Raw genomic sequence first — 22,765 nt, 5'->3', positions numbered from 1 at the left:
GAGTGCTCCGGGTAGTATTCTATTTCTGAGAACCATTGCTTTCTTCCTTCCTGTTTATTCTTTGTGACTTCATGCAGCCCTCAAGGGTTTCCGGCCGGCGGCTAAAATCCGATGACCTTATACCCGACCTGAAGGCTCCAGTCGGCAGGGCGGTACGCACCCGCCAGTATCTGCGGTTTGATGAAAATCTGGCTGTCGCCGCCAAAGGCCTTGCCCAACGGAAAGCCGAAGGTGGTCGTCAGGCTGGCATATCCTTTGTCCCTTTCCCAGTCGTAGATGAGGGCCGGATCAAAGGCGATGAACATTTTGTCGGTCGCAAGCTTCGGCACATAGTAGAAATCGAAGGTGGTCATGTTGATCTTGCTGCGGCCAGCATTTTCGTCGCCCAGACCAAAGGTCTGAACGAGCGAAGGCGCGACGATGGAACCATCCTTGAGGAATTTGGCGTAGAATCCGGACAGCTCCAGCACCGTCTGACCGCTGCCAAGATCGGGGCGGTCGGCGCTATCGAACGACAGTTTCGCCGTATAGGCGATCCCGCGGCTGGCATTCACGGCGAGGACATGAACGAATTTCAAACTGAGGTCGCCAAGCCCAAAACTGTCATCGATTGGCCCGGAGGCGTAGGGCAAAGTGAAACTCAGGGCCTTGTTATTTCCTCGACCGAACGGCACCGTGAAACTGGCTTCGAAGAGGCCGTTGGAAAAACCTGATCCGAAATCCGTGTACTTGTACTGAATGCCAGCGCTGGTCGCCAGAATGGTCGGGTTGGTACCGTTGTTCACCTCGGGTTGGGACTGCGGCCAGGCCCCGGTAGCCAAGATTGCCGCACACACAGTTGCGGGGATCGACAATAGGTGTTTCATTCAGATTCTCCTTTTGTCACAGGGACAGCCTCAACCCATGACCAAGTTGCGGATTGCCCTATCCGGTTGCGCGCCAAGGCCATCAGCCGCTTATCCGCCGGCCAGCATTTTCGCAGCGTTGCGCAGAAATCCTGGCGAATGATCGACGCCCGAGATTTCATCCGGGTTGGGCGCCAATCCGAAATACATGCCGCAGAAATCGCGGGAAGGGTCGACATAGATGCCCTGTCCCATGTTCCCGTGCTTGAACATCGCGCCGTCGTTGAAGACATGGTCCCACTGGGCCGAGTTGTAGTCAGGGACTTCGCCGAACCAGTCCGTGCCATATTGCTCTTCGGTCGACCCCTTGTAGGCCTCGGGATTGCCCATCGTCTGGATGCTTTTCAGCAACCTGTCCGAGATGATCTGCTCGTCCGACACCACATTCCAGCTGGGCGTGTAAATCATCGTGTAGCGCAACAAGTCTTCCGGCGTGGTGTTGTGCATTCCGGCGCACAGGGGCGTTCCATCCGGCGCAAGGGCGGTGATGAAGGCGTTCTTCGCCCCGATCTTTGACCAGACACGTTCGTTCCACGTGGTCTGCCACCGCTCGCCGGTAACGAATTGCGTCAGCAACACCAGCGTCTGGGTATTTGCGCCGGAATACCGGAAATGCGAGCCTGCAGGCTCATCGGGCAGCGGTTGGGCGTTCTTCGACATTTCGCGGAAATCGCCCTTGTTCAGCTCGAAACCGGCCGTGAACCATTTGGCGATCCAGGAATCCGGATTCAGCAAGTTCTCGATGGTTTCCTCGATATCGAGGCCGGAGGACATGTTCATCACGTTGCGGACCGTGGCCTGCTCCCATGCCGACCCCCTGATCTCGGGCACATAGGTCGGGACGGGTGCATCCAGATCGATCTTGCCCTCATCGGCGAGCATCGCGACAAGCAGACCCACGGTTGGCTTGGATGCCGACATCCAGATATGAATATCCGTGGGGTTCATTCCCGGATAAACCTCGAAAACCACTTTGCCCTTGTGCGCCATCATCATCGCCTGAACCTGACGCTTGCCGACCAGGTATTCCTTCAGCGGTGGTGTGGGTGTGCCGTCAACGGACGTATAGGTCAGATCCAGGATGGACGGATCAATCGCGCGTTCGAGCTTCGAGAATTCCTTCGGGGGTGCGATATAGGAGCATTTGAAGAACTCAGGGATATTTAGGTTGTAGTAGATGGAGTCTTCGCTGCCGGACTGCCAATTGGGAAAATTGTAATTCCTGGTCGCCTTTTCGACGAATTCCAGAGACTGGGGCGTTTTCCATCTCGCCATCGGGCTGTCGACTTCAAGCGGCTCAAAACCCGATGCGCCGGCGCGGACTGGCCCGCTCGTCTGTGCAGAGGCAGGCTGGGATGCCAGCCCGAGCCCGGCTGCCCCCGCCACCGCTCCGACGACAACGCCGCTTGCCATGAAGCTGCGCCGGGAAATACTCTTCAGCGCGTCGTCATCTTTGTCGTGGTGGATGCCCGCCAACTTAGTAACCATGGATGAGTTCCCCAGTGAGTCTGTGTTTTCAGTCTGCAACGACATTACGGATCGCCCTGCCATTGGGAGCGTCCAGCACCAGCTCGCCGTCGCGCACCGAGAAGCCGCCGTTCACGATCACGGTTTGCACGCCCACGGTCGGTTGATTGGCGTTCTCGAAGGTGGCCAGGTCAGCGACCGTGGCGGGATCGAAGACGACGATATCAGCGTCCATGCCCACTTGAAGCCGACCCTTGGTGCGCATTTGCGGCACGCTGTCTTCCAGCGTCTGTGCAGGCAGAAGCGACATCTTGCGGATCGCTTCGGAAAGCGACAATACCCCGCGTTCGCGCACATAGGACCGCAGGATCTTGGTATACGCGCCTGTTGACCGCGGATGGCTGAACACATTGTCGGGCAACGGCCATTCATCGCCTTCGTATAGCAGAATGTTGCCGTTTTCATCGAAATAGGACCAGAGCACGGAATCCGAGGCGATCGCTGTCGCGGGATTGGTCACCGAAACGTCCAGCAGCGACAACGCCGCGGGATCGGCCTCATCCAGGAAATGCCAGACGATGAAGGTGCCGGGCTTGTTGGCCTGATAATCGGCAAGTTCATCCTCGGTCATCCGATCCGCGCCAAGCTGGAAGTTGTTGGCGGTCGAGTCCATCCGGTCGCGCCAGTCCGGGCCGCTGAACATGGCCGCGCCGACCACGGTGCTGGCCGCGCCGTAGGGATAGGCTTCGGTCGTGACGTTGATGCCCTGGGCCTGCGCCTCTTCCACCAGCGCCATCGTGGCCTTGATGTCCGACAGCGAGGTTGAATTGATGTGGCACAGATGCATGTGCGCGCCGGTGATGGCGGCGAGGCTGATCAGCTCCTGGATCGCTTCGAACGAGCTTTGCGGCTCGGTGTTGCTGGCATAGCGCACATGGGTATAGGTCGGGACATTGTATTTCTTGGCCAGTTCGGCCAGCGCGTAATACTCTTTGTGTCCAAAACCCGGCGCATAGCCAGCGTTGACGCCGATACCGAGCGCACCGTCCTTCAGGCCCTGTTCGAGCAGAGACATGATGCGCTCGGATTGTTCCGCGCTGGCGATGTCCTGCTTCCAGTCGGTGCGGCCCTGCGCATCCGTGAAAAACGCTGCCGTGGCCAAGGGATCGGTATCGCTGAAGGTCGCAATCCGGCTGTGGGTCCAGCCTGCGGACGCGCCATAGTTCATCGGCAGGTTCTTCGTGGCCTGATCCTCATACCAGTCGCTGACCGGCACAATCCCGGATTCAAGCTCCAGCGCCGTGGTGACGCCCTGGATGACCTGCATCCGGTAGTCGCCGATGTTCTGGCCATGGGAATGCAGATCGATGAAGCCCGGAGACACGACGTGGCCGGTGGCGTCGATCACCACATCACCCTCCAGCGGAAATTCACTGATTGCCACAATCTTGTCGCCCTCAATGGCGACGTTGCGAACTGCGTCCAAACCGGTTTCGGGGTCGATCACCCTCCCGCCGGCTATGACGATGTCATTCGCCAGCACGGCCGTAGTCGACAACAGCAGAGCCACCATCGTGGCGGCCCCCAAAGTCCTTGTTCGTAGCATTTTCAGGCTCCCGCGCTTACAGAGGTCACGGGCGCCGAGCAGGCGTCGCGAGAATCTCTTCGTACCTAGCCTGAAAGCTACACTGCCCGTGAGGTCAGGTCTTTGCATCTCATGCCAGCGGTGGCACAATCCGGTCCTCCGGGGTTAACGCCTGAAAGCTGAGGGAGGAGTCCGGATGAACAAGCGATCTGCCCCGAAATTTACCCGAGCAATTTTGGTTTTGTTCCCGCTCGCCAAGGCATTCGCCTTGCGCGGCGGCGATATCGAAGCTTTGCTTGCCCGCAACAGGATTCCGATCGGCGCGCTGACCGATCCTGCAATGCTGGTTGAGACGAGCGCCTGTTATGCTGCCATGGAGGACATGGCCGAAACTCTCGGCGACCCGTATTTTGGCGCAACGGTGGCGATCGAAACCGCCAGGAAGGGGACGCCCGGGCTCCGGGAAGCGGCGAGCCGCGCGCTCACCTTGGGAGATTTCCTCTCCCGGGTGGTTGTGGAGGTTTCGAAGCAAGTTGATAATGTCAGGTATTCCTTAATCGTTTCACCCGACGTTGCAAGCTTGGAGATTAAGCGCACCATCAATCTGTCGAAGCCATCAAGACAGTTGGATGCAGTCGGCGTCGCCTTCTACGTGACCGTGATCAGACAGGGTATCGGTGGCACTTTCGACCCCAAAGACATCCTCGTCACTGTGCCGACCACCGCAGGTCTTCCACCGGGGTTTCTGCCGAAACAGGCGCTTGTGACATCCGAGATCAACGGCTTGCGGATTTCGTTTCCGCCACAATGGCTTTGGGCGCCATTCTCGCTGGACTGGGACCTGATGGAAGTGTCTCGAGGGGAATTCACGCCCGACGGCGCCAGCGAAGCAACCCTTTCCTATCTTCGTAGCGTGCTTGCGGAAAACATCGATCACCAAGATCTTACTCTTGATGGATTTGCCGCGATCTGTGGGCTGCATCCACGTCGTGTACAGCGCCTATTAGAGGCAAAGGGAACCTCCTTCAGCCAGATGAAAGACGACGTGCGCCAGAGCGTCAGCGAAGACCTCCTGTCGAACACAACGCTACCCATCTCGCAAATCGCCCTTCAGGTAGGCCTCTCCGGCCCGGCCGCCTTCGACAGGGCATTCAGGCGATGGACCGGCAAGACGCCGACAGGATTTCGGGCCGAATCCAAATCGGATCAGGATGACGTTGTTGTGGATGAAGGATCCGGGTCCAGTACCGGCAACGAACCGTAAAGGACGAGCCCTAACACCGTGATGCACCGATCGTACCCCTCATGGCACTTCGCCATCCCTCCGGGGTGCTGCCAGACGAATTCGAACTAGCCTACGTAAGGACAGTAGCGCTGTCCTTTATGCGGCGCAGAGATCACGCCACTCTGCAAGAGCGGCGGCCCGGTTGGCCTTGAAATTTTGACGTGAGCTGAGGCTGCGGTCGTGGTTGAAATGGTTCGAGACGGAGGCGTAGACGGCAGCGAACTGCTGCAATGTTCGTATGCGCCGAAAGCGGAGCATCGCCCGCTCCCGCCTTCGGAATGGCAAGTGTGAATTCTCTGCGCGGTTGTTCATCCAACGACCGGTTTGCTGGCGCTCGCGGATACCGAGATCACCCAGGGCGGCCCCGTAAGAGCGCAGATGGTCGGTAACGAATTCATTGGCACAGCCGTGCCGCTTCATAGATTTCTTCAATAATTTCAATGCTGCCTTCTTGTCTCGCCTCTTCGTGACGAAGCTCTCGAGAACCTCGCCCTTGTGATCGACGGCCCGCCAAAGGTAGTGGCGTTCGCCGTTAATCTTCACGAACATCTCGTCCAAGTGCCACCGCCAGTGGCTCGAGCGCAGGCCCTCGACCCTACGTTTTCGGATCTCCGAGGCGAACATCGGACCGAACCGACGCCACCAAAATCGGACCGTCTCGTGGCAAATATCGATGCCCCGCTCATGCAGCAGATCCTCGACGTTGCGAAGCGAGAGTGGGAAGCGGATGATCTCGGGGCTGGTTTTGAAGTAGCGGAAGGGCGAGCGTTTGGTCATCCCAAGAGGCTATGTGACCGCCCTGCTCGCCTCAAGCCAAGTTCATCTGACAGGACCACTCGTCTGCCACCGCATGATGCTTTCCTGGGAGAGCAGCATCCGACCCATCTCAATCCGAGGACTCTTGGGTGCGACGCTTTCGCCGCCACGTGTGGTCCGCCATGCCGTTATACCGATCTGTCCCAAGCATCGGCGTTCATCCGCCGTACACCTCGACCAGCACCGGCTGCATCGAATAGCTGACGGAGACCGGGGCCTGACCGTCGACATACCCGACGTCCTGAACCGAACTCTGGGCGACCATGGTCCCGGTGATCCACACGGGAGTGAAAAGTCCGTTCACCTCGATGCCCTCGGGATACACGACATGGACGACCTGGTTGGCGGGCGGCGGCGGGGTGTGGATGCAGGCGCCGATGGTGGGCACGAGAAGGAACTCGACAGCCTTGCGGTCCTTGAATTCGAGGGGCAGCACATATCCGGGCAGGCGCACACTCGTGCCGACGAGGTCCTCGTTCACCCTGGTGGCCGCCGCTTCGCGTTGTTTCATGATCGCGAGGCGTGCGGCGAACAACCCGTCGACATCGAGGCCGTCCTTGGCCAGTTGTTCGCGTAACACTTGTGCCTCGGTGCCAGCTTCGGCGTCATCGCTCCGCTCGGCCTGGGCCTCAAACCGCAGGATCTGGCGGAGGGTGTCCATCTGATCGTCGGTGAGGTTCTCGAACGGGTTCTCGATCATAACGGCCGGAGGCGCGAGCGTATCCCAGGAGATTTCCTGAGGGTCAGCCGCCTGTGCCAGCCCGGGAAGAACGGCAAGCGAAAGTATCAAGACGAGACGAGCGTACATGGGCATGGAGAACTCCCCTTGGTTCATCATAGCCGAACCGACAGCCCGTCGGCCAGCGTCATGCGATAGACCCGGACTGCCGGAACAAGCGAGGCAAGAAGCCCGGCGCAGAAGATGACGAAAAGGGTGGCCAGTTCGCTTGCCCCAAAGACATTCAACCCCAATCGCAGACCGAAACGGGCGGACAGGATCGGGTCGGTCACGAACGTGGCCACCGAAAGTAGAACAAGGCCAAGGATCAGGCCCGCGGCTGAAAGAATGGCAGCTTCGGTCACAATCAGGCCGAAAATGCGTGCCGGTGTCGCGCCCACAGACCGCAGGATCGCAAATTCGCGCCGGCGGGTGTCGAGGGTCGCAGAGAGCATGACCACCATGCCGATCATTCCTGCCAAGGCCACGGCCCACGCCATCAGTCGCATCGCGCGCTCCGCTGTCCCGGCAATCCCCCAGAGCTCGGCCAGAGCGACCGCCGGGAGTACCGCGCTCAAAGCGCCGGAGGGGCGTTCGTTGACGGCCCGCTGCAGGCCGAGGACATTCGTCCGATCGATCAGCCCAACGTAGACGGCATTGATCCGGTCCGGTTCGTGACCGTGTCCGGCCTCCGTGCCTTCATGGTCGCCATGCGCTTCATGATCATGATGCGCGTCATGGACGTCATGGTCGTCCTGCGCGTCATGGTCGTCGTGCGCATCATCCTCACCATGACCGTCGGCGGGCATCGCCGCCGGATCGAGGGGGTCGGCCAGCGGCGCGTCGTCCTGCGCATGCAGGGTGTCGAAGCCTTCGAGCGTGACGAAGACCATCCGGTCGACGGCGGTGCCGGTCGGCGCGAGCACGCCCGAAATGGTGAACGGCGCGTCGTCGTGCAGGTCGAAGGAGACCTCGCCGGAGCCATGGGCGTTGACGATCACCGCACCCGGGGCATAGCCGAACCGCGCCGCCACCTCGGCCCCGACCACGGCGGCATCGGCCATGTCGCCGGTAAAGAACGTGCCAGCCGCCAGAGAAAGCGGCTGTCCGCCGGAATGCCGGAAATGCTCGAAATACGATGCATCCGTCCCGATCACCGGATAGCCGCGATGATTGTCGCCCATCTGGATCGGGACCGCCCAGGCGACCTCGGGCCGATCTTCCAGCCACTCGAAGCTGTCCCATGTCATGCCTGTTCCGGTGCCGCCGACGCCGAAAACGGTGGCCATCAGGATCTGCACCGAATTGCCGCGCGGCGCCACGATCAGGTCGATCCCCGACGCGGAGTTGGCAAAGCTGTCGCGCGCGCCGTCCCTCAGCCGCTCGACACCGAGGATCAGCGCGACGCTGAGGCTGATGGCCAGCACGGTCAGGCCGGCGACGAACCGACGGTTCCACAGGCTGCGCAGGCTGAACCCCAGCATCAGGCGGCGCCCCCGTTCAGGGCGAGGAAGTCAACGCCACGGTCGAAATGACGCTCGAGGCTGCGGTCGTGACTGACAAAGAGCAGAGCGGTGCCCGCTTCGGCGCATTCCCGCGCCAGCAGGTCGACGAAGGCCGCCTTGGTCGCCTCATCGAGCGCCGAGGTCGGCTCATCCGCCAGGATCAGATCGGGCGTCCCGATCAACGCGCGGGCGGCGGCGACCCGTTGTTGTTGCCCGACACTGAGCTCGTGGGCCTGCTTCGATGCCAAAGACGGATCGGACAGGCCCAGTTCGTCGAGAAGACGTCGGGCTGTTCGCGCGGGATTGTCGCCCGCGCGCGCGCGGCGACGCTGCGAGAATGTGCAGGGGAGCAGGACGTTCTCGAGCGCGCTTAGCCACGGAACGAGATTGAACACCTGAAAGATCATGCCGATATGGTCCACCCGGAACCGGTCCCGCGTACCACCGCACACGGCGCCAATATCCTGATCCGCCACGTGGATAACCCCCTTCGGCACATCGACCACTCCCGCGATCGCGGACAGCAAGGTCGATTTCCCGCAGCCGCTCGGTCCATAAAGAAACAGGCTCTCGCCGGACGCCAAAGACAGCGCGCCGATCCCCAGCGTGCTGCGCTCCGCGCCCGGCCATCGGTAGACAAGCCGTTCAATCCGCAATGGGTGCAACTATCGGTCTCCCGGCCATGAAGCCGCCCGCCGCGCATTCGCGACGGGCTGCCGTTGTCACTGGAGCGTGTTCTTGTAGATCACGCCGTCTTTCATTGTCAACGGCGGCGCAAAAGTCGGCCATGGCGGCGGAGCAAAACCAGGCCAGTTGGTGAGAGTGTGCGCCATGGCGCGCGCGCTTCCCCAATAGCGGTGGTGTCAGACCAATTCGAACCAGTATCCGAATGGACAGTGAGCCTGCCCCTTATGCCGCGCCAAGCTGGCGCCACTCAGCGAGAGCGACGTCGCGGTTCAGCTTGAAATTGTCCCTGGAGTAGAAGCTTCGTTCCGAGTTGAAATGGTTGAAGACTGAGGCGTGGACGGCGGCGAACATCTGTAAACTTCGTATCCGCCGAAAGCGTTGCATCGCCCGCTCCCGTCGTCGGAATGGCAGGTGGGAATTCTCCGCCCGGTTATTTAGCCAGCGGCCGGTTTCCTGCCGGTCCGCCGCGCCGATTTCCCTCAGCGCGGCGCCGTAGGACCAGAGCATGTCGGTGACAAAGATGTGCGGCCGCCCGTAGCGCTTCATTGATTTCTTGAGGAATTTCAATGCTGCCTTCTTGTCCCGGGCCTTCGTCACGAAGCTCTCAAGCACCTCGCCTTCGTGATCGACGGCGTGCCACAGGTAATGGCGCTCGCCGTTGATCTTCACGAACATCTCGTCCAGATGCCACCGCCAATGGCTCGAGCGCAGGCCCTCGACCCTACGTTTTCGGATATCCGAGGCGAACATCGGACCGAACCGATGCCACCAAAATCGGACCGTCTCGTGGCAAATATCGATGCCCCGATCATGCAGCAGATCCTCGACGTTGCGATGCGAGAGTGGGAAGCGGATGTACATCATAACCGCTAGTCGGATGATCTCGGGGCTGGTTTTGAAGTGGCGGAAGGGCGAGCGTTTGGTCACCCCAAGAGGCTATGTGGCCGCCCTGCCCGCCTCAAGCCAGGTTCTTCTGACAGTGCCCCCCAGACGCTACGAGACCGCCCTGCCCCGCTCAACGGGATTCCCTCTGCAGGGCCCTCCGTAGTTCTGCGGATTTCGAAGTCGTGGGTTCCAACTATGCTAACGTTGAAGGAACCACCAATGAACCACCGCCGGATACGACTGGAGCAACAGATTGGAGAAAAGCGGGAAACCATTCGACGGCAGGCTCCTCGGGCGCCGTATGGGCGTCGGCCTTTGGCTGTCAGCGTGTTTTTTGGCGCTGGGAGTGATCTGGTTATTTGAACGCAGTGCCAGGATTGCCGAACTCACAGCGGAAAGCGATCGCCTGCAAGCTAGGGTCTCCCAGCGCGCCGATCAACACGCCGCTCACATGACCGCTCTGTCCGCCATTGCCATCGCCGGCGCGGGGCAACGGCCCGACCTCTTTCGGGATGTCGCCGGAGCGATCATGCAGTTCTATCCTCGCATAACTGGAATTGCCCTAATCCCGCTCGGCACAGACACGGGCGGGATTGAAATCGGAATGGATGAGACAGACCTACGGGACCTCATTCGTGCTGCGGCGCGCGAGTCTACGGGGGCGCCTGTGCTCGTACCCGCGCCGTGGGAAACCCCGGCCTATATGATCGTCAAGCGCAGTCCGAACACCGATGCCGCACGCTATGGCCTTGCTCTGGCGATTGACGCCAGAGCCCTGCTTGAGGAGGAGTCCGGCTATTGGGAAAAGGCGGCAACTACGCGCATGCTGTCTCTTCCAGACGGGACACCGATCCTCGCCGAAGGTCCAGAAGCGGGAACACCGCAGTTTGCAAAACCATTGTCGAGTAGCACACAACCGCTTCGCCTAGAGACCAGCGTTGCGCTCAATCCTACCGACCTGCTGCCGCCGACGAAGGTCGCGCTGGTCATTGCTGTGCTCACCCTCGTGGCATTTGCTTCCCGGGTAGCGCTTCGCCAGCGCGCAAGGGTCCGGGCCGCGGAACGGCGAGCGGAGTTGAGTGGTATGGAAACCCGTCTCAGCCATGCAAGCCGCGTGAACGCCCTCGGCGAGATGGCGAGCGGTATGGCGCATGAGCTCACCCAACCCCTGACTGCAATCCTCGCCCAGGCCCAGGCGGCACGGCGGCTCGCGACACGCGGCGACACCGGCAAGGTTTCCGAGGCGCTTGAGGAAATCATTGCACAAACGAGACGAGCGTCGGCAATTCTGGAAAGACTCCGGACATGGACGCGGCCGCACGCGCGGCGACCAGAAGCTGTCGACGTGCGGGACTGCGTTGCAGTCGCCGTGACCTTGCTTGGTCGTCAGGCTGAGGAAATCGCCACCAGTCTCGTGATCCGGATGCCCGATCGACAGGTTCCTGTCCTTGCAGACCGGATCGAGCTGGAGCAGGTTATCTTCAATCTCGTCAGGAACGCGCTCGACGCCGTCGAAGGAATCGATGGTGATCGCATCGTGACTGTGACACTCTTGATGGAGGGGCACATGGCGCATGTGGACGTCCAGGACACCGGACCCGGCGTCCAGGAAGATATCAGAGACAGCCTCTTCTCGCCATTTGTGACCACGAGGGATGCGGGAACGGGGCTTGGACTAGCGCTCAGCCATCGACTCGTGGCGCGCGCAGGGGGCGATCTTGAACTGGTCCACGCAACCAGCGGCGCCCGGTTCCGGGTCAGCCTCCCGCTTGCGCAGGAACGCCACGAGGCCGCGGAATGAGTACACGGGTTTACCTTGTAGATGACGATGCCGCTGTACGCGACGCTCTCTGCCTGCTTCTTTCAACGGTGGGTATCGATACCACCGCATTTGCCGGCCCAGCGGATTTCCTACAGGCCTTGCCGGGCCTTGCACCGGGTTGCCTCATCCTTGATATCCGGATGCCCGCGATCTCCGGCCTGAAGCTTCAGGAACAGTTGCGCAAGGCAGAGATCGACTGGCCGATCGTCATCATTTCTGGCCATGGCGATATCGAGGCCTGCCGCAAGGCATTTCGAAATGGTGCAATCGACTTCCTTTCGAAACCGGTGGACGAGCAGAGTCTGATCGATGCGACTCAGAAAGGCCAGGCAGCGTTGGACCGGGCGGCGGCAGAACAGGCGGAGCGCAACGAAACGCTGGCCCTGCTGGCCGATTTGACCCCTCGCGAACACGAAGTGCTGTCGCTGGTTGCCCGCGGTTTCACTACGCGCGACATTGCAGGCGCGTTGGGTGTCTCGCCCCGCACCGTGGAAAGCCATCGCGCCGCAATCGGCGCAAAGCTCGGGACGACCTCGCCGGCCGAAATGACCCGTCTGTGGATCGAAGCGGAGAGTACTCCGTAGAAGTACGGAGACCGATGCCCGAGCTACGAATGGGGCCATCTGCTCTGTGCTGGTAGGTGTTTTCCTGTCAACAGCAGAGGATACCTGACATGTACCGATCGATCATCTTCGTGACCGCGCTTGTGGCGCCCATTGTCGCCACTGCCCAGGATTTGCCCACTGCACCCTATCTGCCGCTCGCCATGGCCAGCGATGCCGCCAGTGCCGCTCTCGCCGCCTGTGCCGACGAGGGACATAACGTCAGCGTTGCGATCGTGGCACGCGACGGCGCCACCAAGGTGCTTCTAAAGGCAGACAATTCCGGTGCTCATACTGCGTCGAGCGCGACGGGCAAAGCGTTCACCTCCGCCGGTCTGGGGCGAGACACTGCAGGTCTCGCCGAGTTCATCTCTGCGAACACTCAGAACGATGGCCTGCGGGACATGGACCCGAGGCTTGTCATTCAGGCGGGTGGCCTGCCGGTCCGGATCAATGGCGCGCTTGTCGGTGGCATCGGTGTCGGCGGTGCACCGTCCGGCGCGATCGACGCCGATTGCGCCCGCGTCGGCCTCGACAAGATCGGCGCGGAATAAGGTGCCCTTGCCGCGCGTTCTGCGCGCGGCTCGTAATTCTGGAACCCGGCTTGAAGAAAGCCCCCGTCATGACCCGTCTTGCGCTCATTCCCTTTTTGACGTGCCTTGCCACAGCGGCAACAGCCCAGACAGCGCCATCGTCCATCGAGATTGCCGCCTATAAGGGGCTGTTCCACGCGGCGCACACCGGGGACAAAGTGACAATCCGACGGCTCGCCGAAAACGGTGCGGACGTCGATGCGCGCGATCACAAAGGGCGAACGCCTGCACATGTCGCCGCGTTCGCTTCTGAAGACGCGGCGCTCCGGGCACTGGCGGAGGCCGGGGCAGACATGAACGCGCTCGAAGGGCGCGCCTACGACGTGGTCACGATCGCGGCCGTAGCGGGCGACCTTGATCTGATGTCGCTCGCCATCGACCTCGGCAATGATCCCGGCCTCATAACCAGCCCGTATGACGGGACAGCGCTTATCGCGGCGGCGCATCTCGGCCATGTCGAGGTGGTCAAGCGCCTGATTGCTGCGGGTGCGCCGCTAGATCATGTGAACAATCTGCACTGGACGGCGGTCATGGAGACCGTGGTCCTGGGCGACGGAGGCCAGAACCACCAGGCCGTCCTCGATGCGCTGCTCTCGGCCGGCGCCGACCGGACTCTGGCAGACCGGGACGGCGTTACGCCATTGGAACATGCGAGGGCGCGTGGGTTCACTGAGATGGTTGCAAGGCTTGAGCAGGAAGACTGAGAGATCGCCGGCAACACTTGCCCAAGGTGTCGGCAGACGAATTCGTACCCGTCTCCACAAGGCCAGTAGCACTGCCCCTTACGCCGCGCAGAGACCGCGCCACTCAGCGAGAGCGGCGGCGCGGCTTGCCTTGAAAAGGGATCGGCTGGAGAGGCTGCGTTTTCTGACCGAAGTGGTTCAAAACCGAAGCATGGACGGCAGCGAATTTCTGAAGACTTTGCATGCGACGGAAGCGGAGCATCACCCGCTCTCGTCACCAGAATGCGGGATGGGAATTCTCGGCTCGGTTGCTCAGCCAGCGACCTGTGTCCTGCCGGTCAACTACACCAAGCTTCTTCAATGCGGCACCGTAGCATCGAAGCTTGTCCGTAACGATGACATCGACGCGGCCATGTCGCTTCGTTGCTGTCCTTTGTCCGTTGTCAGATGATTTGGGACACGAGGGGCTGATCGAGAACAGAGCGCCTGGCTTGTTGTGGTTTCAGTTTATGCCGCGTTCTGGCGATGCAGCAAGCGGCGCTTCTCGATGGTTTTGGCTTTGATCTCCTCTCGCGTTTTCAGGATGGCTTCGGCCCTGCTGAGATAGAGGGCGGCGGGCGCGAGGTTGCCCAGCCCCTCGTGTCCCAAATCATCTGACGACGGACACCTGAATGGGGCGTCTTTCATCATCCCAAGACCTTACGAGACCACCCTGCCCCGCTCAACTCGATTCCCTCTGACAAGGCGGGGTGTGGGTCTGCCCATGCCTCCCAGATACCACGCTGGGTTCACAAGACGAATGCCTCAACCAATTTGTGTAACAGAGCCCAGTCGACTGACAATGCGGTGGCCGCTGAGTGATCCGATCCCGGGAGGCGCACGTAATCAGACTAATAGCGCACGCAAAACTCCCTCGACGCAGCCCGAGGGAGGCAAGGCTACTTAAGACCGGAGCGGAGATGGGCCGGGGGCTAGAGCCCTGACACTGCGAGACAATGGCGCTGCCAAGGCCGCACTACGGATGGAGACAAACGATGCTAGACCGTTCCCTGACCGACCGCACGCTCTGCGACGCCGCCCCCGAAGAGACCTCGGTGTCAGAGCGCATCCGCGCACGCCTGACCGAATGTGGGCAGCGCTTTCACGCCAATGACAATATCTCGGCCGCCTTGCGCGAGGGCGAACTGGAGGCGCTGCGTGGGGAAGTGGCGGAGCGGATGCAAGGGGTGCTGAGCGCGCTGGTGATCGACACGGCTTCCGACCACAACACCGCCGAGACCGCCAAACGTGTCGCGCGTATGTTCGTGGACGAGGTTTTTGGCGGGCGCTATCGGCCAGCGCCCGAACTGACGACTTTCCCCAATGTCTCGCGGCTGAACGAGCTGATGATCGTCGGTCCCATTGTCGTGCGTAGCTCCTGCTCGCATCACCTGTGTCCGATCATGGGGCGGGTCTGGATCGGCGTGCTGCCCAATGCCGAGTCCGAGTTGATCGGGCTTTCGAAATATGCCCGCCTGACCGATTGGATCATGGCACGTCCGCAAATCCAGGAAGAGGCGGTTGTCATGCTGGCCGACGAGCTGGAGACCCGCATCCGCCCCGACGGCCTTGCGATTGTGATGGAGGCGGAGCATTTCTGCATGCACTGGCGCGGAGTCAAAGACGACCAGTCGGTGATGACCAATTCGGTGATGCGCGGCGCATTCCTGACCAATGCCGATCTGAGGCGCGAATTCCTGAGCCTGCGCCGCATCACGCGCGAATGACCCGACCATCGCAACGGAGAGACCCGATGCTGCACTACGCCCCGCTTTACCTGATCACTGCGGCCGCCTTTCTTCTAACCGATATCGTCGGCATCCGCCTGCTGATCCGCCCAGTGTTCGAGCGTCATGTCGGCCATCTGCTGGCCGATCCAATGCGTCTGGCACCGGCGACCGTTTTCTATCTGGCCTATGTCGCGGGGGTGCTCTGGTTCGTTTCGATCCCTGCACTGAAGGCTGGCGCTCCGTTGCAGGCGCTGATGGGAGGGATGGTGTTGGGGCTGTTGTGCTATGGCACCTACGAAATGACGAATTATGCCACCCTTCGCGACTGGTCGGTGCAGCAGGTTGTGATCGACGGGCTGTGGGGCGTCGCGCTGACTGGCTTTGCGGCCTGGGCGGGTGTCGCCGCGCTCAGCGGCAGGTTAGCCTAAGCTTTGGGTCAGCCCAGGCGCCGCAAAAGTGGTAATAGCAGGGCGTAAGGCAAAAGCCGCAGCAACTTGATGGCTAGGGTGAAGCGGCGGGGAAAGTGAATCTCGAAGCCGCGCCGCGCCATACCACGCAGCACCGCCTCTGCCGCCTCCTCGACGGTCATGATCGCGGGCATGGAAAAGCGATTCTTAGCGGTCAGGCGTGTGGCGACAAAGCCCGGGCAGACAAGGCGGACATCGACCCGTGGGGCCAGTTCGACGGCAAGGGTCTCAGCCAGGTTGTTGATCGCGGCCTTGGTCGCGGAATAGGGCTGACCGCCCGGCAGGCCGATATATCCTGCGACCGATCCAAAGAGCACAAGCTGGCCACCATCGCGGATCAGCGGCGGGCAGAGGCGAGCGACTTCGAGCGTGCCCAAAAAATTGACCCGCACCATTGCCTCGACGCGGTCCGGGTCCAGATCGCCGACCCTGCCCGGATCATAGAGTGCCGCGGTGCAGATGATCGCGTCAAATGGCCCCCCTGCCCTCAGCCGATCGCAAAGTGCTGCTAGCTCGCCCACCTGCGCCAAGTCGAGCGGGGAGATCTCGGTCTCGCCACACTCGACCGCTAGCTCCTTCAGGGCCTCTTCGTCGCGCGCCGAAAGCACGAGGCTCGCCCCGCGGTCCGCAAGCGCGCGCGACAGCGCCGCGCCGATCCCTGCGCTCGCCCCGATGATCCAGACGCGCTGAGCCGACCCGGCCATCATATCCGGAAGATCGGCTGCAACAGGCTGGGCAGCATCGCATGAAAACGCAGCGGCGCGTCGGTCGCGGCCAGACAGATACAGGGTTCTCCTGGGCCAGCGACCGGCTTGTGGTCGATGTCGTCATGCGCCGTCTCGACGTCTCCGCGCCGGAACGCGCCTTCGCTATCGGCGAAGCTGCCCTGAAGCACCAGCGTCAGTTCAAGCCCGCGATGTCCGTGTTCAGGCACCGCCTTGCCAGGCGGTATGTAGAGAAGCCGCAGTGAACCCTCGCGATCGGCCGACAGGATCTGCTGGCGGATGCCGCCGCCCAGCATGCGCCAACGTGGCGGGCGCCCGCCGAGTTCGGCCATAACCGGGGCGGGGAACACGCCCGAGCCGCGCGGCGCCAGAGGCGGAGGCGGGGCCTCAAGCGCGGCCATGATCCGGTCCCGCGCGCCACTGCTGATCGTGGCAGTGCCGGCGCCGGCAAGCAGCGCCCCCCCGATCATGTCGCGCGCCTCGTGCCGGGCGCGGCAATCGTCGCAGAGCGAAATATGCGCGGCCACCACCACCGAGAAGGCATTAGGGAGCGTCCCAGTGCGATACGCGTCAAGAAGGTCGTCGGAGATGTGATGCTGGATGTCTATCTGTCTGTTTGTCATGAGGCGATGCTCCTCAGCTCGTGTCTGAGGCGGTCGAGGCCGAGGCGGATGCGGGATTTGATGGTGCCGAGCGGCAAGCCGGTCATCTCGCTGATACGGCTGTGGGGGATATCTTCGAAATAGGCCGCGCGCAGGGCAGCGGCCTGTTCTGGGGTGAGACGCGCGAGGGCAGCCGCAAGGTGCTCGGCCTCCTGTTGCAGGGCAAGAATCTGTCCGGCGTCGGGTTCGAGGCTGGGCAGTTCGGGCATGTCTTCGGGCTGCGAAAGCGGTTTGCGGCGCGCGAGGTCGATCCGGCGGTTGCGGGCGATGCCATAGATCCAGCCTGCGGCATCCGCACGGTGCGGATCGAACTGGGCGGCCTTGTGCCAGACGGCCAGCATGACGTCCTGCACGACGTCCTCGGCGCTGCCATCGCGCAAGCCACCGCGCAATAGCTGGGCTTTCAGGCGCGGCGCGAAATAGTCGAAGAGCCGCCCGAAGGCTGCGCGATCGCGCAGATCGCGCACCGCGAGCAGGTCGCGACTAAGATCGGAAAGCTCTTTCGTCACCGACGGCTCCACACTGACATGTGCGCGCTGCGCACGCTCGGACCGAGACGGGGACACGGGGTCCACCACGGCATGAGACTTGGATCTAACGGGCGCACAGACGGTTTGCATAATAGGTCTACGCGCCGAAGGCCTCTGCGGATCATTTCACGACAAATATTTTTTAGCAAAGTGATCTACGGCCGCAGGTCCTGCGTAAGGAAAGAAAAGCACCGAGGAAAGCGACATGCCCTTCGACCTAACAAAAGGCGCCCCCCAACGCATAGCCGTCATTGGCGGCGGCATTTCGGGCCTCGCATCCGCGTGGCTTCTCGCACGCGACCATCACGTGACAGTGTTTGAGGCCGAGTCCCGCTTGGGCGGACACGCCCGCACTGTCGTGGCCGGCCGGCATGGCGATCAGCCTGTCGATACCGGCTTCATCGTGTTCAACTATGCCAATTACCCGCATCTGACCGGGCTCTTCCGCGAACTCGACGTACCGGTGATCCGCAGCGATATGAGCTTTGGAGTCTCACTGAACGGCGGGCGGATGGAATACGCGCTTCGGTCGGTCAACTCGCTGTTCGGGCAGCGCCGCAACATTGTCGATCCGCGTTTTTACGGAATGATCCGCGACATTCTGCGGTTCAATGCCGGAGCCGAGGCGGCGGTCGCGGCCGCGCCGGATCTGACGATCAGAGAGCTGGTGTCCCAGATGCAACTCGGGGGGCGGTTCCGCGATGCCTATCTCTTTCCGTTCTGCGGTGCGATCTGGTCTACCCCGGATCGGGGCATCTCTGACTTCCCGGCGTTGGCGCTCGTACGGTTCATGCAAAACCACGGCCTCATGTCGAAGGGTCAGCATCATCAGTGGTGGACCGTCGAGGGCGGCTCGATTGCCTACGTCTCGCGGATGGCAGCGGCGCTCACCCGGGCCGGGGTCACGCTGCGCACCGGTGCGCCAGTGCGAACAGTCAGCCGCAATGATAAGGGGGGGCAGATCCGTGCAGAAGGCGGCACGCCCGAAACATTCGATCATGTCATCCTGGCGACCCACCCCGATCAGGCGCTGCGGATGCTTGGCGATGCCGATGCCGCCGAACGCGCGGCGCTCTCCGCCATCCGCTTCCAGCCCAACCGCACCGTGCTCCATGCCGATCCGCGCGTGATGCCGCGCCGCCGCCAGTGCTGGAGCTCCTGGGTCAGCCGGGGCGATACCGGGTCCGGCGCGGTCGATGTCAGCTACTGGATGAATCGGCTGCAAAGCATCCCCGAGGACGACCCGCTCTTTGTCAGCCTGAACCCGACGCAGCCAATCGACGAGCGGCTGATCTATGACGAGGTCGAGTTCCATCATCCGATCTTCGATACGGCGGCCCTTGCGGCGCAAGAACGGATCGCCGCGATGCAGGGCACGCGCAACACCTGGTTTGTCGGTGCCTGGTTGCGCAACGGGTTCCATGAAGACGGCTTTGCCAGCGCCTTGCGCGTGGCTCGGCGCCTGCGGTTCGACCGGGTGCACGCATGATGCTGGCGGAACGACTGGCGAAGGGAGAGGTTCTGGCGCTGCGTGCCGAGATCACCCATGCGCGCCGTGGCGCGCTGCGCCACAGCTTTCGCAGCCAGGCCGATCATGTGCTTCTGGCGCCGGAAACCGCGCGCCCGCCGCGAGGCCTGTCGCTCGATCAGTTCAATCTTCTGGCGCTTTACCGGCGCGATCACGGCGGACCGCGCGGAGCGGGTCAGGGCGCTGACTGGGCCTGGGCCCAATTCGCGCAGGCGGGCCTGCCGCAAGGCCCAGGACGGGTTCTGGCCTTGCTGACGCAGCCGCGCTTTTTGGGCTACTGGTTCAATCCCGTCAGCTTCTGGATGCTGATCGAGGGGGACGCGCTGCGGGCCGTCATCGCCGAGGTCAACAATACCTTCGGCCAGCGCCACAGCTATTTTCTGGCACAGCCCGACCTTGCCCCAATCACCCGAGATACTCGGTTGCGCACACGTAAGATTTTCCACGTCTCGCCGTTTCAGGACATCTCTGGGGATTATCGCTTCGTATTTGCGCTGCGGCCCGACCGCCTTTCGATCCGGATTTCACAGATCGACGGCGAGGCCGGAGTAGATACCGCGATGACCGGTGCGCTCGTCCCCCTGACCACCCGCGCTATCCTTGGCAGCGCATTGCGTCGGCCGGGTGGGGCGCTGTGGGTCATTGCCCAGATCTACTGGCATGCGCTGCGCCTGAAACTGAAGGGCGCCGCCTATCGTCCCTGTCCGCCCGCCCCACATGAGGAGATTAGCCGATGACCATCGCGACCCGTGCGCTTCAGACGCGCTTTTTCTCGGCCCTCGAAAGCATCGGAGAGGGACGGCTAATCGTCACGACGCCTGACGGTGCGCGTTTGAACTTCGGCTCGCAGGGGCCCGAGGCCGAGGTGCGCATCCGGGACTGGCGGTTGTTGCGGCGCCTGATGCTGCGCGGCGATGTCGGGCTGGCCGAAGGCTGGATCTCGGGCGATTGGCACAGCGATACGCTGGAGGGCGCGCTGTCGATCGCGATGCGCAATCAGGCGGGCCTCGCGCAGTGGTCCGAGCCCTCGCGGCTGCAAAGCTGGCGGATGCGGTTGGTCGACCGTCTCGTGCGCGCCAACAGCCTGCGCGGTTCGTCGCGCAACATCCGCGCGCATTATGACGTTGGTAATGAATTCTACCAGCTCTGGCTCGATCGCGGCATGACCTATTCCTCGGCGATCTTCGCGGGCGATGACAATCTGGAACAGGCGCAAGCACGCAAAAACGACCGTATCCTGTCACAGCTTGCACCCGGCGAAAGCCTACTTGAGATCGGCTGCGGCTGGGGCGGGTTCGCCGAGGCCGCCTCCGGGCATGGCCATCGCGTCACCGGCATAACGCTCTCGCCCTCGCAAAAGGGTTATGCCGATGCGCGGCTGGACGGGCGGGCCGAGATCAGACTGCAGGACTATCGCGCGGTGACGGGTCGCTTCGACAACCTCGTGTCGATCGAGATGGTCGAGGCGGTGGGCGAGCGCTACTGGCCGACCTATTTCGCGACGCTCAAGGCGCGGCTGGCCAAGGGTGGTCGGGCCGTGCTTCAGGCGATCACTGTGCCGGACGCCGAATTCTCAGTCTACCGGCGGCGGTCGGATTTCATCCGCCAGCATGTTTTCCCCGGCGGGATGCTGCCCTGTTCGGCCAGCATCGCTCACGCCGCGGCGCAGGCCGGACTGCGGGTGCAGGACAGCTACGCATTCGGCCAGGATTATGCCCGCACCTGCCGCATCTGGTCGCAGCGCATGATAGAGGAACGCACACGGATTCAACGTCTGAATTACGGCGATGCGTTCCTGCGCAGCTGGCAATTCTATCTTGAAGGCTGTGCTGCAGCCTTTGCCACGGGACGCTGCGACGTGGTGCAGGTCACGCTTGGTCACGAGGGGGCGTGAGCCGGCGGTGTGGGGCTGTGAACCCGCCACCTGCCACGGGCGTTTCGGCCGGACTAGCGGAGACTGAAGATGAATGACCGTATCAAGCGGCTGGAAATACTCATCCTAACGATGGCCTTTGCGGCCTCACCGATCTCTTCGAACGGGTTTGGCTGAGTCTTCCGAGAGAGCTTTCCGGTGCAAGTCGAGAGCTGGCCCGCACGGCCGATATGGTGGGCGTTCTCGATCTGGGGCATGTTCTATCTTGTATTGATCGCGACCGCCGCGCAGGCGCTGTCGCGACCCGCCACCACGGCAAGCTGGGGCCGCGTCGCGCTTCCGCTGAGGCTGCGCCTGCTCATCGGCCTGTTCTGGATCGAGGCAGCGATGCGCTCTCCGGTGTTGGTGACGGCGATGATCCTGCTGATGGCTGTGGGCGCAATCGCGGCGATGTAGCGGCTGGGAACTGCGTGGTGTGAACAAGCGACTGTCGGGCTTTATGCGGGCAGGCTGGCGGCGGCCTCCGGGATGGCGGTGTAGGTCGTGCTGACGGGCTATGAGGTGCTGAGCGCCGGCTCTCGGCCATCGCGCTGATCACGGTGGTGCTGTTGGTCGCTGCGGTTGTCGAGCCAAACCGCCCGGCAGTCTGGAGCTATTGCCTCTGCGTGATCTGGGCGCTCTTCGGGGTGATTGTGGCCAATCTTGCGGCGGGAGACTGGCTAATAGCGGGGATTTTTGCAGCGCGGGCCTTGATGCTAATAGTTCCGCATCGCGTTGTCCCGGCCCACGCGCTGCGGGGTTAAGATGAATGCCTCCAACCTTGCCACGAGAAAGGCCCCGGGCGCTGCCCGGGGCCTCTAGCCTGCCTTGACGCCTCGATCAATTCGCGGGCGGAAGCATGACGGAGTCGATCACATGGATTACGCCATTCGACGCCTCGACATCGGCGGCCGTGATCTTGGCGCCGCTGACTGTGGCGCCGCCCTCAAGCGCGAAGGTGAGCGGAGCGCCCTGCACGGTGGCGGCGGTCATGCCCTCGCTCAGGTCGGTCGATTTCACCGCGCCAGGGACGACATGATAGGTCAGGATGCCAACCAGCTGGTCCTTGTTTTCCGGTTTGAGCAAGGCCTCCACCGTGCCTTCAGGAAGTGCAGCGAAGGCCGCATCGGTGGGCGCAAAAACTGTGAACGGCCCCTCTCCCTTCAACGTATCGACCAGCCCGGCCGCCTGCACCGCAGCGACCAGCGTCGTAAAATCGCCCGCCGCAGTGGCGGTATCGACGATGTCGGTCTTGTGCCCGTCGGCAAGGGCCACCCCCGCAATCATCAGCGTGGCGGTAGTCGCAAGCATCAATTTACGCAGCATTTTGAAACTCCTTTATGTCGTTTGTCAGTTTGGCTCAGGAGGCATCATCGCGCCGTCCTTGCAAGATCTACGATCCAGATCGCCGAGCGGATCACCTACGGCTGCGGGGTTGGGGCCTGTCCGAGCCCGCCTCACGCATACGTGACCCAGCCAAGCGCCCGGGCGACGCCACAAAGTGGTCCAATGATCGACGAGACGGTGAGGACTTGCTCTGATCCCCAACGTTGGACCGCCCTAAGGCAGAGTTTTCCGGCTTCCGCTCAGGGTGACGGGCTGGTGACGCCCCCCGATTT

At 62.2% G+C, this 22,765-nt stretch carries 24 protein-coding genes and 1 pseudogene; 11 read left to right on the top strand and 14 right to left on the bottom strand.

Annotated elements, in window-relative coordinates:
- Positions 1–101 precede the first annotated feature (101 nt).
- The 3 genes from KTQ37_RS15550 to KTQ37_RS15540 all read right to left on the bottom strand — a co-directional run bounded on the left by KTQ37_RS15550 (position 102) and on the right by KTQ37_RS15540 (position 3,978).
- Positions 102–866, bottom strand: a complete 765-nt coding sequence (locus KTQ37_RS15550; RefSeq protein WP_218631423.1) for a hypothetical protein — start codon at positions 864–866, stop codon at positions 102–104.
- Positions 867–956: 90 nt separating this feature from the next.
- Positions 957–2,393 (bottom strand): serine hydrolase domain-containing protein, encoded by a 1,437-nt coding sequence (locus KTQ37_RS15545; protein WP_218631422.1) that lies wholly within the window; start codon positions 2,391–2,393, stop codon positions 957–959.
- Between the two features lie 28 nt (positions 2,394–2,421).
- Complete coding sequence (locus KTQ37_RS15540; RefSeq protein WP_218631421.1) at positions 2,422–3,978, bottom strand: amidohydrolase family protein; 1,557 nt, start codon at positions 3,976–3,978, stop codon at positions 2,422–2,424.
- Positions 3,979–4,153: 175 nt separating this feature from the next.
- Here KTQ37_RS15540 and KTQ37_RS15535 point away from each other — a divergent pair, with 175 nt between their 5' ends.
- Positions 4,154–5,221: an AraC family transcriptional regulator gene (locus tag KTQ37_RS15535; protein ID WP_218631420.1), complete on the top strand. Its 1,068-nt coding sequence runs from the start codon at positions 4,154–4,156 to the stop codon at positions 5,219–5,221.
- Between the two features lie 117 nt (positions 5,222–5,338).
- Here the strand turns inward: KTQ37_RS15535 and KTQ37_RS15530 are convergent, their stop codons facing one another.
- The 5 genes from KTQ37_RS15530 to KTQ37_RS15510 all read right to left on the bottom strand — a co-directional run bounded on the left by KTQ37_RS15530 (position 5,339) and on the right by KTQ37_RS15510 (position 9,895).
- Positions 5,339–6,019: an IS6 family transposase gene (locus KTQ37_RS15530; protein ID WP_218631419.1), complete on the bottom strand. Its 681-nt coding sequence runs from the start codon at positions 6,017–6,019 to the stop codon at positions 5,339–5,341.
- Positions 6,020–6,215: 196 nt separating this feature from the next.
- On the bottom strand, positions 6,216–6,872 hold the full coding sequence (locus tag KTQ37_RS15525) for a DUF3299 domain-containing protein (protein ID WP_236021279.1): 657 nt from the start codon (positions 6,870–6,872) through the stop codon (positions 6,216–6,218).
- A gap of 20 nt (positions 6,873–6,892) precedes the next feature.
- On the bottom strand, positions 6,893–8,260 hold the full coding sequence (locus KTQ37_RS15520) for an ABC transporter permease (protein ID WP_218631418.1): 1,368 nt from the start codon (positions 8,258–8,260) through the stop codon (positions 6,893–6,895).
- Positions 8,260–8,937: an ATP-binding cassette domain-containing protein gene (locus KTQ37_RS15515; RefSeq protein ID WP_236021278.1), complete on the bottom strand. Its 678-nt coding sequence runs from the start codon at positions 8,935–8,937 to the stop codon at positions 8,260–8,262. The genes KTQ37_RS15520 and KTQ37_RS15515 overlap by 1 nt, the downstream gene beginning before the upstream one ends.
- Positions 8,938–9,190: 253 nt before the next feature.
- Complete coding sequence (locus tag KTQ37_RS15510; protein WP_218631417.1) at positions 9,191–9,895, bottom strand: IS6 family transposase; 705 nt, start codon at positions 9,893–9,895, stop codon at positions 9,191–9,193.
- Positions 9,896–10,106: 211 nt separating this feature from the next.
- On the opposite strand from KTQ37_RS15510, the gene KTQ37_RS15505 reads away from it, so the two are divergent.
- The 4 genes from KTQ37_RS15505 to KTQ37_RS15490 all read left to right on the top strand — a co-directional run bounded on the left by KTQ37_RS15505 (position 10,107) and on the right by KTQ37_RS15490 (position 13,574).
- Positions 10,107–11,654 carry a sensor histidine kinase gene (locus KTQ37_RS15505; protein ID WP_236021277.1) on the top strand — a complete coding sequence of 516 codons (1,548 nt, stop codon included), beginning with the start codon at positions 10,107–10,109 and terminating at the stop codon, positions 11,652–11,654.
- Positions 11,651–12,259 (top strand): response regulator transcription factor, encoded by a 609-nt coding sequence (locus KTQ37_RS15500; RefSeq protein ID WP_218631416.1) that lies wholly within the window; start codon positions 11,651–11,653, stop codon positions 12,257–12,259. The genes KTQ37_RS15505 and KTQ37_RS15500 overlap by 4 nt, the downstream gene beginning before the upstream one ends.
- Before the next feature lie 89 nt (positions 12,260–12,348).
- Positions 12,349–12,831 carry a GlcG/HbpS family heme-binding protein gene (locus tag KTQ37_RS15495; RefSeq protein ID WP_218631415.1) on the top strand — a complete coding sequence of 161 codons (483 nt, stop codon included), beginning with the start codon at positions 12,349–12,351 and terminating at the stop codon, positions 12,829–12,831.
- A 68-nt stretch (positions 12,832–12,899) separates the two neighbouring features.
- Positions 12,900–13,574 carry an ankyrin repeat domain-containing protein gene (locus KTQ37_RS15490; RefSeq protein ID WP_218631414.1) on the top strand — a complete coding sequence of 225 codons (675 nt, stop codon included), beginning with the start codon at positions 12,900–12,902 and terminating at the stop codon, positions 13,572–13,574.
- 78 nt (positions 13,575–13,652) lie between these two features.
- Here the strand turns inward: KTQ37_RS15490 and KTQ37_RS16810 are convergent.
- Positions 13,653–13,986, bottom strand: a pseudogene (locus KTQ37_RS16810) (DDE-type integrase/transposase/recombinase); the annotation flags it as partial.
- Between the two features lie 74 nt (positions 13,987–14,060).
- The gene (locus KTQ37_RS15480; RefSeq protein ID WP_218631412.1) at positions 14,061–14,243 is read right to left on the bottom strand and encodes a hypothetical protein; all 183 of its coding nucleotides are present in this window, start codon (positions 14,241–14,243) and stop codon (positions 14,061–14,063) included.
- A 344-nt stretch (positions 14,244–14,587) separates the two neighbouring features.
- On the opposite strand from KTQ37_RS15480, the gene folE reads away from it, so the two are divergent.
- Together folE and KTQ37_RS15470 are read left to right on the top strand one after the other, a co-directional pair.
- Positions 14,588–15,319 carry a GTP cyclohydrolase I gene (gene folE / locus KTQ37_RS15475; RefSeq protein WP_218631411.1) on the top strand — a complete coding sequence of 244 codons (732 nt, stop codon included), beginning with the start codon at positions 14,588–14,590 and terminating at the stop codon, positions 15,317–15,319.
- A 26-nt stretch (positions 15,320–15,345) separates the two neighbouring features.
- Positions 15,346–15,750 carry a DUF2177 family protein gene (locus KTQ37_RS15470; protein WP_218631410.1) on the top strand — a complete coding sequence of 135 codons (405 nt, stop codon included), beginning with the start codon at positions 15,346–15,348 and terminating at the stop codon, positions 15,748–15,750.
- An 8-nt stretch (positions 15,751–15,758) separates the two neighbouring features.
- Here the strand turns inward: KTQ37_RS15470 and KTQ37_RS15465 are convergent, their stop codons facing one another.
- The 3 genes from KTQ37_RS15465 to KTQ37_RS15455 are packed head-to-tail and all read right to left on the bottom strand — an operon-like array spanning position 15,759 to position 17,685.
- Positions 15,759–16,496: an SDR family NAD(P)-dependent oxidoreductase gene (locus KTQ37_RS15465; protein ID WP_218631409.1), complete on the bottom strand. Its 738-nt coding sequence runs from the start codon at positions 16,494–16,496 to the stop codon at positions 15,759–15,761.
- The gene (locus tag KTQ37_RS15460) at positions 16,493–17,137 is read right to left on the bottom strand and encodes a ChrR family anti-sigma-E factor (protein ID WP_236021276.1); all 645 of its coding nucleotides are present in this window, start codon (positions 17,135–17,137) and stop codon (positions 16,493–16,495) included. The genes KTQ37_RS15465 and KTQ37_RS15460 overlap by 4 nt, the downstream gene beginning before the upstream one ends.
- Entirely contained in the window at positions 17,134–17,685 is a 552-nt protein-coding gene (locus KTQ37_RS15455; RefSeq protein ID WP_263848648.1) for a sigma-70 family RNA polymerase sigma factor, read from the bottom strand. Before KTQ37_RS15455 ends, KTQ37_RS15460 begins: the two co-directional genes overlap by 4 nt.
- Positions 17,686–17,911: 226 nt before the next feature.
- On the opposite strand from KTQ37_RS15455, the gene KTQ37_RS15450 reads away from it, so the two are divergent.
- The 4 genes from KTQ37_RS15450 (at position 17,912) to KTQ37_RS15435 (ending at position 21,563) form a co-directional block, all read left to right on the top strand.
- Positions 17,912–19,195: an NAD(P)/FAD-dependent oxidoreductase gene (locus KTQ37_RS15450; protein WP_218631407.1), complete on the top strand. Its 1,284-nt coding sequence runs from the start codon at positions 17,912–17,914 to the stop codon at positions 19,193–19,195.
- Complete coding sequence (locus KTQ37_RS15445) at positions 19,192–19,971, top strand: DUF1365 domain-containing protein (protein ID WP_236021275.1); 780 nt, start codon at positions 19,192–19,194, stop codon at positions 19,969–19,971. The genes KTQ37_RS15450 and KTQ37_RS15445 overlap by 4 nt, the downstream gene beginning before the upstream one ends.
- Complete coding sequence (locus tag KTQ37_RS15440) at positions 19,968–21,128, top strand: SAM-dependent methyltransferase (RefSeq protein WP_218631406.1); 1,161 nt, start codon at positions 19,968–19,970, stop codon at positions 21,126–21,128. Before KTQ37_RS15445 ends, KTQ37_RS15440 begins: the two co-directional genes overlap by 4 nt.
- 177 nt (positions 21,129–21,305) lie before the next feature.
- Positions 21,306–21,563 (top strand): hypothetical protein, encoded by a 258-nt coding sequence (locus KTQ37_RS15435; RefSeq protein WP_218631405.1) that lies wholly within the window; start codon positions 21,306–21,308, stop codon positions 21,561–21,563.
- 423 nt (positions 21,564–21,986) lie between these two features.
- Here KTQ37_RS15435 and KTQ37_RS15430 read toward each other — a convergent pair whose 3' ends face one another.
- Positions 21,987–22,472, bottom strand: a complete 486-nt coding sequence (locus KTQ37_RS15430; RefSeq protein ID WP_218631404.1) for a fasciclin domain-containing protein — start codon at positions 22,470–22,472, stop codon at positions 21,987–21,989.
- Positions 22,473–22,765 lie beyond the last annotated feature (293 nt).

The sequence above is a fragment of the Sedimentimonas flavescens genome (assembly GCF_019264375.1).
GTDB classification, from domain to species: Bacteria; Pseudomonadota; Alphaproteobacteria; order Rhodobacterales; family Rhodobacteraceae; genus Rhodobacter; species Rhodobacter flavescens.
Note: the sequence above shows the minus strand (reverse complement) of the source record. Positions and strands in the feature narration are given on the sequence as shown.